Source organism: Flavobacterium sp. IMCC34518, from assembly GCF_027111095.2.
Classification (GTDB): Bacteria; Bacteroidota; Bacteroidia; order Flavobacteriales; family Flavobacteriaceae; genus Flavobacterium; species Flavobacterium praedii.
The window spans coordinates 3,960,786-3,974,969 of the sequence record NZ_CP114284.2 but is presented as its reverse complement, the minus strand read 5'-3'; the positions used below and the strand labels follow the sequence as shown (position 1 = coordinate 3,974,969).

Annotated in this window: 11 protein-coding genes; 7 read left to right on the top strand and 4 right to left on the bottom strand. The window is 33.2% G+C overall.

The annotated features are described in order from the left end of the window. The first annotated feature begins 42 nt into the window (after nt 1–42). The 6 genes from ilvB (at nt 43) to OZP06_RS17015 (ending at nt 7,635) form a co-directional block, all read left to right on the top strand. Nucleotides 43–1,740 carry a biosynthetic-type acetolactate synthase large subunit gene (ilvB, locus tag OZP06_RS17040; protein ID WP_281239609.1) on the top strand — a complete coding sequence of 566 codons (1,698 nt, stop codon included), beginning with the start codon at nt 43–45 and terminating at the stop codon, nt 1,738–1,740. Nucleotides 1,741–1,839: 99 nt separating this feature from the next. After that, the gene (gene ilvN / locus OZP06_RS17035) at nt 1,840–2,361 is read left to right on the top strand and encodes an acetolactate synthase small subunit (RefSeq protein ID WP_269222919.1); all 522 of its coding nucleotides are present in this window, start codon (nt 1,840–1,842) and stop codon (nt 2,359–2,361) included. A gap of 65 nt (nt 2,362–2,426) precedes the next feature. Beyond that, complete coding sequence (gene ilvC, locus OZP06_RS17030) at nt 2,427–3,896, top strand: ketol-acid reductoisomerase (RefSeq protein ID WP_269222918.1); 1,470 nt, start codon at nt 2,427–2,429, stop codon at nt 3,894–3,896. Nucleotides 3,897–4,303: 407 nt separating this feature from the next. After that, the gene (acs, locus tag OZP06_RS17025; protein ID WP_269222917.1) at nt 4,304–6,214 is read left to right on the top strand and encodes an acetate--CoA ligase; all 1,911 of its coding nucleotides are present in this window, start codon (nt 4,304–4,306) and stop codon (nt 6,212–6,214) included. 363 nt (nt 6,215–6,577) lie between these two features. After that, nucleotides 6,578–6,955, top strand: coding sequence for an ankyrin repeat domain-containing protein (locus tag OZP06_RS17020; protein WP_269222916.1), 378 nt, complete (start codon nt 6,578–6,580; stop codon nt 6,953–6,955). 140 nt (nt 6,956–7,095) lie between these two features. Next, nucleotides 7,096–7,635, top strand: a complete 540-nt coding sequence (locus OZP06_RS17015; RefSeq protein ID WP_281324012.1) for a hypothetical protein — start codon at nt 7,096–7,098, stop codon at nt 7,633–7,635. 87 nt (nt 7,636–7,722) lie between these two features. Here the strand turns inward: OZP06_RS17015 and OZP06_RS17010 are convergent, their stop codons facing one another. From OZP06_RS17010 to OZP06_RS16995, 4 genes are all read right to left on the bottom strand, one after another. Further along, complete coding sequence (locus OZP06_RS17010; protein WP_269222914.1) at nt 7,723–8,322, bottom strand: DUF2238 domain-containing protein; 600 nt, start codon at nt 8,320–8,322, stop codon at nt 7,723–7,725. 25 nt (nt 8,323–8,347) lie between these two features. After that, nucleotides 8,348–9,385, bottom strand: coding sequence for a cytochrome d ubiquinol oxidase subunit II (gene cydB / locus OZP06_RS17005; protein ID WP_281239615.1), 1,038 nt, complete (start codon nt 9,383–9,385; stop codon nt 8,348–8,350). 9 nt (nt 9,386–9,394) lie between these two features. Next, the gene (locus OZP06_RS17000; RefSeq protein WP_269222913.1) at nt 9,395–10,747 is read right to left on the bottom strand and encodes a cytochrome ubiquinol oxidase subunit I; all 1,353 of its coding nucleotides are present in this window, start codon (nt 10,745–10,747) and stop codon (nt 9,395–9,397) included. A 235-nt stretch (nt 10,748–10,982) separates the two neighbouring features. After that, nucleotides 10,983–12,071, bottom strand: a complete 1,089-nt coding sequence (locus OZP06_RS16995; protein WP_269222912.1) for a M42 family metallopeptidase — start codon at nt 12,069–12,071, stop codon at nt 10,983–10,985. 83 nt (nt 12,072–12,154) lie between these two features. On the opposite strand from OZP06_RS16995, the gene OZP06_RS16990 reads away from it, so the two are divergent. After that, nucleotides 12,155–12,823, top strand: a complete 669-nt coding sequence (locus tag OZP06_RS16990) for a DUF4294 domain-containing protein (protein WP_281324011.1) — start codon at nt 12,155–12,157, stop codon at nt 12,821–12,823. The last annotated feature ends 1,361 nt before the right edge of the window (nt 12,824–14,184 follow it).

Here is a 14,184-nt window from a genome sequence, read left to right as displayed (position 1 = left end):
CTATGGCAAAATAGAAATTTGCAAATGCTAAAAATATAAAAAATGAAAAATAATAGAATATCAGGAGCAGAAGCCGTTATCAGATGCTTATTAGCCGAAGGGGTAGACATAGTTTATGGATATCCAGGTGGTGCTATTATGCCGGTTTACGATGAATTATATAAATTTCAAGATCAATTGCATCACGTATTAGTACGTCACGAACAAGGTGCAACACATGCAGCACAAGGGTATGCAAGAGCTACAGGAAAAGTAGGTGTGGCAATTGCTACTTCAGGACCAGGGGCAACCAATTTAGTCACAGGAATTGCAGACGCTCAAATAGATTCTACTCCAATGGTTTGTATAACAGGTCAAGTTGGTAAACATTTATTAGGATCGGATGCTTTTCAAGAAACCGATATTATTGGAATTTCAACTCCAGTAACCAAATGGAATTATCAAGTAACTGAGGCTCATGAAATACCTGCAATTATTGCAAAAGCTTTTTTTATTGCAAAATCAGGACGTCCAGGACCGGTATTGATTGATATCACCAAAAATGCTCAATTTGATGAAATGGATTTTAGTTACGAAAAATGTACCAGCATTAGAAGTTATACACCTAAGCCAACTTTAAATCTTGAAAAAGTTGCAGAAGCGGCTGATTTGATTAATAATGCAAAAAAACCATATATCGTTTTTGGTCAGGGAATTATTCTTGGTGAAGCCGAAGAACAATTAAAAGCATTGATAGAAAAATCTGGAATTCCAGCTGCTTGGACTATATTGGGTCTTTCGGCTTTACCAACAGAACATCCTTTAAACGTTGGTATGTTAGGTATGCACGGGAATTATGGACCTAATGTTTTGACAAATGAGTGCGATGTATTGATTGCGTTAGGAATGCGTTTTGACGATCGTGTTACGGGTAATTTAGCTACTTATGCCAAACAAGCCAAAGTAATTCACTTTGAAATTGATCCTGCCGAAATAGATAAAAATGTTAAAACTACAGTAGCTGTTTTGGCCGATGTTAAAGAAGCATTAACAGCTTTGATTCCACTTGTTGAAAGTAAAACTCACGAGGCTTGGCACAATGAATTCAAAGAGAAATACAAAATTGAATTAGAAGCTGTTATCAATGAAGAGTTAACTCCGACAAATAATCGCGGAATATCAATGGGTGAAACTATTGAAATGATCAATAAACATTCAAATGGTGATGCAATCATGGTTTCGGATGTGGGTCAACATCAAATGTTTACATGTAGGTATTCGAAATTTAATTCATCCAAAAGTAACATTACTTCTGGAGGTTTGGGAACTATGGGTTTTGCTTTACCAGCAGCAATTGGTGCCAAAATGGGTAGGCCTGATCGAGAAGTAGTTGCCATTATTGGCGATGGTGGTTTTCAAATGACAATTCAGGAATTGGGAACCATTTTTCAAACCAAAGTTCCTGTAAAAATTGTGGTTTTGAACAATGAATTTTTAGGAATGGTTCGACAATGGCAACAATTATTCTTTGACAAGCGATACGCTTCTACCGAAATGATAAATCCCAATTTTATAGCAATTGCTGAAGGATATTACATTAAATCAAAAAAAGTAACAAAGAGAGAAGATCTAGATGCTGCTGTTGCCGAAATGATGGCCTCTAAAGATTCTTACTTTTTAGAAGTAATGGTAGAAAAAGAGAATAATGTATTTCCGATGATACCAACAGGAGCTTCGGTTTCAGATATTCGATTATCTTAAATTAGTTTAAAGTTTAAGGTTTAAAGTGGTTTGAAAATGAAAATTAAATTCATTAAACGATTTTAAACTTTAAACAGAAAAAACTTTAAACAAAAAAAAATGGAAAATAAAATGTTCACCATTTCTGTTTATTCAGAAAATAATGTTGGCTTGCTAAATAGAATATCAGGAATATTCTTGAAACGCCACATTAATATATTGAGTCTAAATGTTTCCGAGTCTGAAATCGAAAATGTTTCCAGATTTGTAATTGTCGTAAATACAACCGAAAAGTGGGTACATAACATTGTAGGTCAAATAGAAAAACAAATTGAAGTTATAAAAGCATTTTATCATATTGATGAAGAAACCATCTTTTTGGAAAGTGCAATTTTTAAAATAGAATCTAGTTTGCTTTTTGATGAAAGACAAATACAGAACATCATTAAAGATAGTAAATCAGAAATTGTTACAGTTTCTAGAGAGTTTTTTGTGATTTCAAAATCAGGTAAACGCTCTGAAATTGAAGATTTATATGCAAAATTAAAACCTTTTGGAATCATGCAATTTGTACGATCAGGAAGAATATCAGTTTCAAAAGAAAAAATGGAAATCTCAACTTTATTGGAAGCACTTTCTTAAAAGACAGTAGTTTTCAGTTTTTAAATTAATTAATAAAATTTTACATTCATTAAATATTAAAAAAAATGGCAAATTATTTCAATTCATTACCACTTAGATTACAATTACAACAATTAGGAGTTTGCGAATTCATGGATCAAGCTGAATTCTCTAAAGGAATAGAAGCATTAGCAGGGAAAAAAGTAGTTATTGTTGGTTGTGGAGCACAAGGTTTAAACCAAGGTTTGAACATGAGGGATTCAGGATTAGATATTTCTTATGCATTGCGTGCTGATGCAATTACAGAAAAAAGAGCTTCTTTCAAAAATGCTTCAGATAATGGTTTCAAAGTGGGGACTTATGATGAATTAATCCCAACAGCTGATTTGGTTTGTAATCTTACACCAGATAAGCAGCATACTGCTGTGGTCACAGCTATTATGCCATTAATGAAACAAGGTGCTACTTTGGCTTATTCTCATGGATTTAATATTGTAGAAGAAGGGATGCAAATTCGTAAAGACTTAACTGTTATTATGTGTGCGCCTAAATGTCCAGGTTCTGAAGTACGTGAAGAATACAAAAGAGGTTTTGGAGTACCAACTCTTATCGCAGTTCACCCAGAAAATGACCCAAACGGAGAAGGATTAGAGCAAGCAAAAGCATATGCAGTAGCTACGGGAGGTCATAAAGCAGGAGTTTTAAAATCTTCATTTGTTGCTGAAGTAAAATCAGATTTAATGGGGGAACAAACCATTCTTTGTGGAATGTTGCAAACAGGATCAATTTTATGTTTTGATAAAATGGTCGAAAAAGGAATCGAACCAGGATATGCTTCAAAATTAATTCAATACGGTTGGGAAACTATTACTGAGGCTCTGAAACACGGTGGTATCACTAATATGATGGATCGTCTTTCTAATCCTGCAAAAATTGAAGCGTATGAATTGGCAGATGAATTAAAAGACATCATGCGTCCATTGTTTCAAAAACACATGGATGATATTATTTCGGGTGAATTTTCTAAAAACATGATGATTGACTGGGCAAATGATGATATCAACTTATTGACTTGGAGAGCTGCAACAGCGGAAACCAATTTTGAAAAAACAGCTCCAACCGAAGCTGTAATTTCAGAACAAGAATACTTTGATAATGGAGTATTAATGATTGCAATGGTAAAAGCGGGTGTAGAATTGGCATTTGAGACAATGACTGAATCTGGAATTATTGAAGAATCTGCATATTATGAGTCATTGCACGAATTACCTTTGATTGCCAATACAGTAGCAAGAAAAAAATTATATGAAATGAATAGAATCATTTCGGATACTGCAGAATACGGTTGTTATTTGTTTGACCATGCTTGTAAACCATTATTGACTGAGTTCATGAAAACGGTTGAAACTAACATTATTGGTAAGTCTTTTTCTACTACAAATGGTGTAGACAATGCAGTGTTAATTGCAGTTAATAAAAGTATTCGTCAACATCCAATTGAAGAAGTTGGAGAATGGTTAAGGGAATCTATGACTGCCATGAAAAAAATTGGTTAATTAAATAAAAATTAGGAATTACCACACATGAGGGTGTGCTGGGATTTGCATAATATCAAATAGGTTTGAATATTTTGAATTAGTAAGCACTTATTAGACAATTGAAGATATTTATGCATATTACATTCACTTAACTTCGAACGAGCTGTAAGTTAAGTGAAGTAATCCCTAGTTTCTATAAATAATTTTTTTGATTCAATAAGAAGATAAAATTGTTGTTAAATATTGTTGATAAAGGACATTTTAGTATTCTATTGTGTCCTTTTTTTGTTTATGTCTAAAATGTTTAATAAAAAAGCATTAAATTTTGAATAAGTTCTATTTTTTATTATTTTTTTGGAACATTTTATAATTTATTAGTTTTGAAAACCGAACAGATTTAATACTTTTATAAAAAATTAAAAAAGATGAGTTATTTTAAAATTGATAGTTTAGAACAATACTTTAAACATTATAATAAATCGATACGAGAACCAAGAAAGTTTTGGGGTAAAATTGCTGAAGAAAATTTTACTTGGTACCAATATTGGGATAAAGTTGTTGATTTTAATATGGCTGAAGCCGAAGTTAAATGGTTTGTTGATGCTAAAGTAAATATTACAAAGAATTGTATAGACAGACATTTAGCTAAAAAAGGAGAAAAAACCGCAATTATTTTTGAACCAAACGATCCAAATGAACAAGCATTACACATTAGTTATAATGAGTTGTATGATCGTGTTTCTAAAATGGCCAATGTTTTAAGAGATCAAGGTATAACAAAAGGAGATCGTGTTTGTATTTATTTACCAATGATTCCAGAATTGGCTGTAGCCGTTTTGGCATGTGCTAGAATTGGTGCTATTCATTCTGTTGTTTTTGCTGGTTTTTCAGCATCTGCAGTATCATCACGAATTAATGATAGCCAATGTAAAATGGTTATCACTACAGATGGTGGTTTCCGTGGAAATAAAACTATAGATTTGAAAGGGATTATTGATGATGCTTTGGAGAATTGTCCATGTGTAAAATCAGTTTTAGTTGCCAAAAGAACTAATGCTCAAATCAAAATGAAAGAAGGTCGCGACCAATGGTTGCAACCACTTCTAGATAATGCGATAAATAATTGCGTTGCCGAGATTATGGATGCTGAAGATCCTTTATTTATTTTATATACATCTGGTTCTACTGGTAAACCAAAAGGTATGGTGCATACTACTGCGGGATATATGGTTTACACTGCATATACTTTTAAGAATGTATTTAATTACGAAGAAAATGATATTTTCTGGTGTACCGCAGATATTGGTTGGATAACTGGACACTCTTATATTCTTTATGGACCATTACTAAATGGTGCTACAACTGTTATATTTGAAGGAATTCCTTCGTATCCTGATTTTAGTAGATTTTGGGAAACAATTGAAAAACATAAAGTAACCCAATTTTATACTGCACCAACTGCTATTCGCGCTTTAGCGAAAGAAAATTTATCATACATTCAAAAATTTCCATTAAAATCATTGAAAGTTATAGGATCTGTAGGAGAACCTATTAATGAGGAAGCTTGGCACTGGTATAATGACCACGTAGGAGGGAAGCGTTGTCCTGTAGTTGATACGTGGTGGCAAACCGAAACAGGTGGTATTATGATAGCTCCTTTATCATTTATTACACCAACAAAACCAACATATGCTACACTTCCATTACCAGGAATACAGCCTGTTTTGATGGATGATAAACGCAATGAAATTGAAGGCAATCAAGTTGATGGTAGTTTATGTATTAAATTCCCTTGGCCGGGAATCGCTCGAACTATATGGGGAGATCATCAAAGATACAAGGATACTTATTTCTCTGCTTTTCCAGGTAAATATTTTACAGGTGATGGTGCGTTACGTGACGAAGTTGGGTATTATAGAATAACGGGTAGAGTTGATGATGTAGTAATTGTTTCTGGTCATAATTTAGGAACTGCACCTATTGAAGATGCAATTAATGAACATCCAGCAGTTGCAGAATCTGCTATTGTTGGTTTTCCACATGATATCAAAGGAAATGCTTTATATGGTTTTGTAATTCTAAAAGAATCGGGTGAGTATAGAGATAGAGACAACTTGATAAAAGAGATTAATCAACATGTATCTGATCACATTGGCCCAATTGCCAAATTAGATAAAATTCAGTTTGTTTCAGGTTTACCTAAAACTAGATCTGGTAAAATTATGCGTCGTATTTTGCGCAAAATTGCCGAAGGAGATTATTCTAATTTTGGTGATATAACTACGCTTTTAAATCCAGAAATTGTAGATGAAATTGTTCAAGGAAAAATTGAATAACGATTTTTAATTGTTTTAAAAAAACTGCTTCTTTAATTGAAGCAGTTTTTTTTTGTCCGCATATTAAATGTTTTTTATAATGTTAATTTTTTATTAACTAACGTAACAAAAGGATTGATTTTCAGTCTATTTAATGTTATTAAAATGGAATTATTTAAAATCTAAAATGTTTGTTTTTCTATATTCTATTTATTTCATTTTCATTTAATCAATAAAAAGACTGATAAAGTTAAAAAAATGTTAAAATTAAGTACTATGTGATGCATGATACCTTTTTTAAGATATATATTTGCATAGGATATTATTATATGAATTTATATCCCATAACATCAATTAAAAATTAATCAATCAAAATCAATTATTATGAAAAAATCAATCGTTTATTTAGGAGTAGCTCTGGTAGCTTTTGCAAATGTTTCTTTAGCTTCAAATTTAAAAACATTCAATAGCAAAAATACAATTGAATTTTATGAAGGAACAACGCCATTAAGTGTTGCAATTAGTAAAGGTGATCTCGAGGCGGTGAAAAAATTTATTGAATATGGGGCAGATGTAAACGAAAAATCAAACGGGATGAGCCCGTTAATGATAGCAGCTCGTTACAATAAAGTTGAAATTATTAAAATTCTGATTTCAAAAGGAGCTCATCTTAATGAAAAAGATGAGAATGGCTTTACGGCTTTAAAATATGCAGAATTATCAAATGCAAATGATGCAATCGTGTTATTAAAACATTCTTAAAATAATCAAATGAAGCATCATCTAAGATGTTGATGCTTCATTTTAATCAATCAATCAATCAATCAATCAATCAATCAATCAATCAATCAATCAATCAATCAATCAATCAATCAATCAATCAATCAATCAATCAATCAATCATGAAAAATTCAATTTTAATATTAGGAATCTCATTACTTTCTTTAACTAATGTTTGTAATGCAAAAAATGTGGTCAGTAAATCGTTTAATTTATTTCAAACAGCTGTCTTAGTAGAGACTAATGAAATAATTGTTCCAAATGAAGAAGTGAAAATAATAAAACCTTCTTTAATTGAAGTTGCAGAAGAGTTTAATCCAGAAAATGTTATTTCTTATAATCGTAAAACGGTGAAAGAAACCATAGAGGAAGACGATAAAATAATAGAAAATACAACTTCAGATGATTTAGAATTTATAGCTTATGAGGAATCAATGAAGAAGATTATAGCACAATCTGACTTAATTATAGAGAATACTGGTTCAAACGTAATTTTTCCTCTTTATATCGAAAGAACTATTGAAGATGAAATTGCTGAAATGGAGTTGATTATTGAAAGTACTCAAACCAATGAAGTGAGTCCGTTGGATTTTAGAAAAATCAATAAAAGTTCAATTATTAAGGATACAGTTTACTCCAAAAGATTTGTCGGAATGAATTAAATAGTTAACAAATTTAAGATAAAAGCTTTATGGGGATTATAAAAAAGCAACATTATTAAGCGTATAATGATGCTTTTTTTATAAATTTCAAATTATATTTCTAAGTTGATTGTCTTGTGTTTTTGAAAATAAAAGTAAAGCAACAGTAGCTCCAATTGTCGCAAACAACATATCCGATTGGGTATCCCATACATAACCTTGTGTTCCTAAAAATGCATCTCCACCTTCACCAGTGGCAATAGAAACAAACCATTCAATCCATTCGTAAGCAGCACTGATAGCCAGACAAATACAAATAATTATAAAATTGAAAAAGCTCTGGTTAGCAATTACTTTTTTTCGAATAAATAATTCACGAATGATCATAGCTGGTACAAAACCTTGGGCAAAATGACCAACCTTATCATAGTTATTTCTACTTTGATGAAACACCTCTTTGATATAATCGAAAAAAGGAACTTCGGCATAGGTATAATGTCCTCCTATAAAGAGTATAATGCAATGAAATAAGATTAAAGTATAAGTAAAATTGCTAAATCTAAATTTGTTAAATGTCAAAGTCAAGATCAAAATCCCAATTATTGCAGGAATAATTTCCAAGAAACAAGTAAATTCTTCTTTCGGATTTATAATTGACCAGATAAATGTTAACGTAAATAGGGTTAACAGTAGATAGATGTATTTCATTTATAGATTTAAGGATTAGTTTGGTTTAATAACTGGTATCATCTAGCTGTACTTTTCCATTGAATGTTTTGTACAAAAAGAAAAAATAAGCCGCCAATAAAGGTGCTCCAATGGCAACAATTGTCAGCATTATTCCTAATGATTTTTGAGATGAAGCTGCATTATAAATGGTTACACTATATTTTGGGTCAATTGTAGAAATTAAAAGTGTAGGATACAATTGTAGTGCAACAAGAATAAGCAAAAAGGCCATTGTCAAAGATGAAAACACTAATGCCAGCATATATTCTTTTTTGGATACTAATCGTGGGACATTGGCAACAGCCAAAAATGATATAACAGGAACAACAAAATAAAGCGGATTAGCTCTAAAGTTAGCTGTCACTTCGGGAATGAAAACCAATGTATAAAGTGTTGTGATTCCAAAGCTTATGATAAAAAATATCATTCCTTTTTGAAGTAAAAATGTAAGTCGCTCATGCAATCTGCCTTCAGTTTTTAGTAAAAGATAAATAGCACCTTGTGTCATAAAAATGGATAGAGTTGTGAATCCAACCATTATTGCATAGGGATTTAAGAATGAAAAGAATATGCCTCCGTGATAACTAAAATTAGAACCCAAAGCAAATCCTTGTAAAATATTGCCTAAAACAACTCCAAGCAAAAAAGCTATAAGAATACTGGAAACGCTGTAAATTATATCCCAGCTTTTTCTCCACCAAATCATTTCTTCAACACTTCTAAATTTAATCGCAGCTGCACGAAGTACATTTAGCATCAAAAAAAGCATAAAAGGAACATACATTGCCGAAAGCATGGTAGCATACATTACAGGAAATCCAGCAAATAATGCTCCTCCTCCAATAATTAACCAAACTTGATTGGCATCCCAAACCGGGGCAATAGCATTTATTGCAATCCTTCGGCTTAAATCTTTTCTGAAAAATAAATGCCAAGCTCCAGCACCAAAATCAAAACCTTCTAAAATAGCATAACCAGAAAAAAGCAATCCGATTACTAAATACCATAATGTTGGATAATCAATTCCTAAAAAAGTTTCCATATCTTTAGTTTATATAAAATTGAAGTTTACCTCTTCTTTAGGTTCATCATAAGGCCCGTGTTTTATTTTTTTGTTAACGGTGTATAAAAACAAAGCTAACAATAGCGAATATACAACTGTAAACATAACCAATGAAAATATGATTTGGTTGGAAGCAACTTCTTGCGAAAAAGCTTTGCTAGTACGTAATTGTCCGTAAACTACCCAAGGTTGCCTACCCATTTCGGCAGTAAACCAACCCACTTGATTGGCAATTTGTGGTAAAATAACCGCAAAGGAGAATATCCATAACAGCCATTTGGTTTCAAATAATCTACCACGCCACCATAAAAAACAAGAGTATAATGTAAGACCAATTAAAGCCATTCCTATAGCTACCATAATATGATAAAATTGAAAAACAGCATTTATTTGACTAGGCCTGTCTTCAACAGGGAAATTGTTTAACCCTTTTATTGGAGCTTTAAAATCTTGGTGAACCAAGAAAGATAAGCCTCCTGGAATTCCAATGCCAGTAACTTTTTCATTTTCTTTATCTACCCAGCCCAAAAGATATAAATCAGCAGGTTTGTCCTTTTGAAAATGACCTTCCATTGTAGCTAGTTTCGCCGGTTGATTCACAGCAACTCCATCAGCTGTACTGTGGCCTGAAATCAATTGGGTTAATGAAAATAAAGTAGCAACAACTAAGGAAATTTTGAATGCTTTTTTAGATATTTCGATATAACGACCTTTTCTAATGTAGTAGGCATGAACACTTAAAACCAAAAAAGCTCCAGCCAAAATAGCACCTTGCCAAGTATGAATGATTCGATCAACACTTGAAGGGTTGAAAACCATTGCCCAAAAATCGGTTACTTCGGCACGGGCATGCAATCCTTTACCAACAATATGATAGCCTGCAGGTGTTTGTTGCCAAGAATTGGCGACTACTATCCAAACTGCAGAGAACATCGAACCTAAAAACACACCTAAGGTAGATATGAAATGTACCCATGGTTTTACTCTATTCCATCCAAATAGCAATATTCCTAGAAAAGTACTTTCTAGACCAAAAGCAAATAATCCTTCGGCAGCTAAGGCACTACCAAAGATATCACCTACATATCTGGAATATACTGCCCAATTGGTTCCAAATTCAAACTCCATTATAATTCCTGTAGCAACACCTATGCCAAAAGTTAAAGCAAATATTTTAATCCAAAAACGGGTTAAAATTTCATAATCTTTATTTCCAGTTTTTAAGTAAAGTCCTTCCATTATTACCATAATCAATCCAATTCCTATGCTAAGAGGTGGATAGATATAATGAAAAGCTATTGTAAAAGCAAATTGTATACGGGCAAGTATTTCAACATCCATAATGAAATTTTTTTTTAAAAGTCTTCGCAAATTTACAATAGAAATAGGACTAATTGGTTAAATAGATCAATTTCACGGTGCCTTTTTTTACTTTTTTAGCAATTGTTTTCGTAGTAGTTAAAATAGGTTTAAAATGATTTTATATTTAATAATTTATCTACAAAATGTTTATCTAAAAATTTAAAAAGAGTACTTATCAAAAAAAAGCACCATTTTTAAGATGGTGCTTTCTTTTTTATTTAAAATACGAAAAGGTTTCGTTGTTTTCAATCTTCAGTAACGTTTCATAAATCAATTTGATTACATTTTCGACATCCTCACGGTGTACCATTTCAACTGTAGTATGCATATATCTCAAAGGCAGTGAAATTAATGCCGAAGCTACACCACCATTACTATAGGCAAAAGCGTCTGTGTCTGTACCTGTAACTCTTGAGGAAGCCAAACGTTGAAACGGAATATTTTTTTCAATAGCTGTATCTAGTATTAATTCTCTCAAGTTATTTTGAACAGCAGGAGCATAAGTAACAACAGGTCCTTTACCAATTTTAGTATCCCCCTCAATTTTCTTGTCAATCATCGGAGTAGTTGAATCATGGCAAACATCTGTAATTATGGCAACATTTGGTTTTATCGTTTGAGTAATCATTTCGGCTCCTCTCAAACCAACTTCTTCTTGAACTGCATTGGTAATGTATAGACCAAAAGGAAGTTTAATGTTGTTTTCATGTAATAAACGAGCCACTTCGGCAATCATAAATCCTCCCATTCTATTATCAATGGCGCGACAAACGAATTTATTCTCATTCATAATCATGAATTCGTCAGGATAGGTAATTACACAACCTACATGAACTCCCATTTTTTCAACCTCTTCTTTTGTTTCACAACCCAAATCGATAAAAATATTGCTAATCTTTGGATTTTCTTCTTTGTCTCTATTTCGGGTATGAATAGCTGGCCAGCCAAAAACGCCTTTAACAATTCCGTTTTTTGTGTGAATATTTACGCGTTTCGATGGCGCAATTTGATGGTCTGAGCCTCCATTACGAATTACATAAACCATTCCCTCGTCAGTAATATAGTTCACATACCAAGCAATTTCATCGGCATGACCTTCTATAACTACCTTATAAGCAGCATGAGGGTTAATAACGCCTACAGCAGTTCCATAAGTGTCCGTAATAAAAGTATCTACGTAAGGTTTTAGATAGTCCATCCATATTTTTTGCCCTTCACTTTCAAAGCCAGTAGGGGAGGCGTTGTTCAAATATTTCTCCAAAAAGGTTATAGACGATGCTTTCAATATTGATTCAGTACTCATATAAATTATTTTTTCGCTAAATTAGAAATTTGTCTTTATACTTCTATATTTAATGTATAATTTTGTGTTAAAAATATTCTTTCATGAACTTTTATAAAATCTTAGTTTTTACTTTTTTCCTAACATTGTCTGTTAATGCTCAAGACACAAAAAAGGACAATATTCCAATGGGTTATGTTTTAACAGAAGCCGATAGTATTTTTGGGGACACCATTGTGCTTCCAGAATTAGTCATAGAAAGACACAAAATGAGTGATGAGGATAAAAAACAGTTCCTTTTATTACAAAGAAGAGTTTATGCAACATATCCCTATGCCAGAATTGCATCCGAAAGACTGACTTCCTTAAATAGAGGTATGGCTAAGTTTACCAATAATAGGGACAAAAAAAAATACTTCAAAATAGTTGAGGATTATTTAACCAATGAGTTTGAGGTCAGGTTGAAAAAACTCTCCAAAAAACAAGGTCAAATCTTGGTTAAATTAATTGATAGGCAAACAGGAACCACAACATATGACTTGATTAGGAATCTTAAAAGTGGTTGGAAAGCATTTTGGTCAAATACGGCTGCTAGTATGTTTAATATTGATTTGAAATTAAAGTATAAGCCTTATGAAGTCAATGAGGATTATTTAATAGAGACGATATTGGTAAATGGATTTGAGTCGGGTCGACTTAGAAAACAAGAACCCGCTCAGCCAATAGATTTTGATAAGTTGGTTAATACTTGGAGTGAAAAAGCAAATCATTAAAAAGTTGGCATTCCAAATAAAATCAAAAAAGGCAATTACTACAGTAGTTGTCTTTTTTTTTGTGTTCATTAGAAATTTTATTACAAGGAGCTTAAACCTGCTATCCGCTTCAATCTTATGAGCCGAACACCGGCTCATAAGGATTTCCACTACTATCAGGGCTAGGACATTCGTTTTCACGAGATCGTATTCATGAAAAAAAAACAATACCTAAATATATTAGGTAAAGAAGAAGCAAAGAAAATCCGCGCCTTCGCACTAGCGAATCAATAAAATCCGCTTCCCACCGCACCGAATTAGATTAAGTTAAGCTTTGTTTTTCTCGCCAAGACGCCAAGGTGCCAAGTTTAGAACAGTTTTCTTTGCGCCTTCGCGCCTTTGCGAGACCTATATTTTTTAATAGGACACAGCTATAGATAGGTACAAAGACCACATTATATTAAGGAAGGGAATAAAAATCCGCTTCCCACCGCGCCGAATTAGATTAAGTTAAGCTTTGTTTTTCTTGCCAAGACGCCAAGGCGCCAAGTTTAGATCTGTTTTCTTTGCGCCTTCGCGCCTTTGCGAGAACTGTATTTATCAATAGGACACAGCAATACAGAGCTAGGAAAACCACCTTATATTAAGGAAGGGAATAAAAATCCGCGCTCCTCCGCGCCTTCGCATTAGCGAATCAATAAAATCCGCGTCCCACCGCGCCGAATTAGATTGAGTTAAGCTTTGTTTTTCTCGCCAAGACGCCAAGGCGCCAAGTTTAGAACAATTTTCTTTGCGCCTTCGCGCCTTTGCGAGACCTATATTTTATAATAAGATACAGCTATAAAAGTCCCACTATATAAAGGAGGGAATAAAAATCCGCGCTCCTCCGCGCCTTCGCATTAGCGAATCAATAAAATCCGCGTCCCACCGCGCCGAATTAGATTAAGTTAAGCTTTGTTTTTCTCGCCAAGATGCCAAGGCGCCAAGTTTAGAACTTTTTTCTTTGCGCCTTCGCGCCTTTGCGAGACCTATATTTTATAATAAGATACAGCTATAAAAGCCCCACTATATAAAGGAGGGAATAAAAATCCGCGCTCCTCCGCGCCTTCGCATTAGCGAATCAATAAAATCCGCTTCCCACCGCGCCGAATTAGATTGAGTTAAGCTTTGTTTTTCTCGCCAAGATGCCAAGGCGCCAAGTTTAGAACTGTTTTCTTTGCTCCTTCGCGCCTTTGCGAGACCTATATTTTATAATAAGATACAGCTATTAAAGCCCCACTATATAAAGGAAGGGAATAAAAATCCGCGCTCCTCCGCGCCTTCGCATTAGCGAATCCGTCAAATCCGCGTCCCACCGCGCCGAATTAGATTGAGTTAAGCTT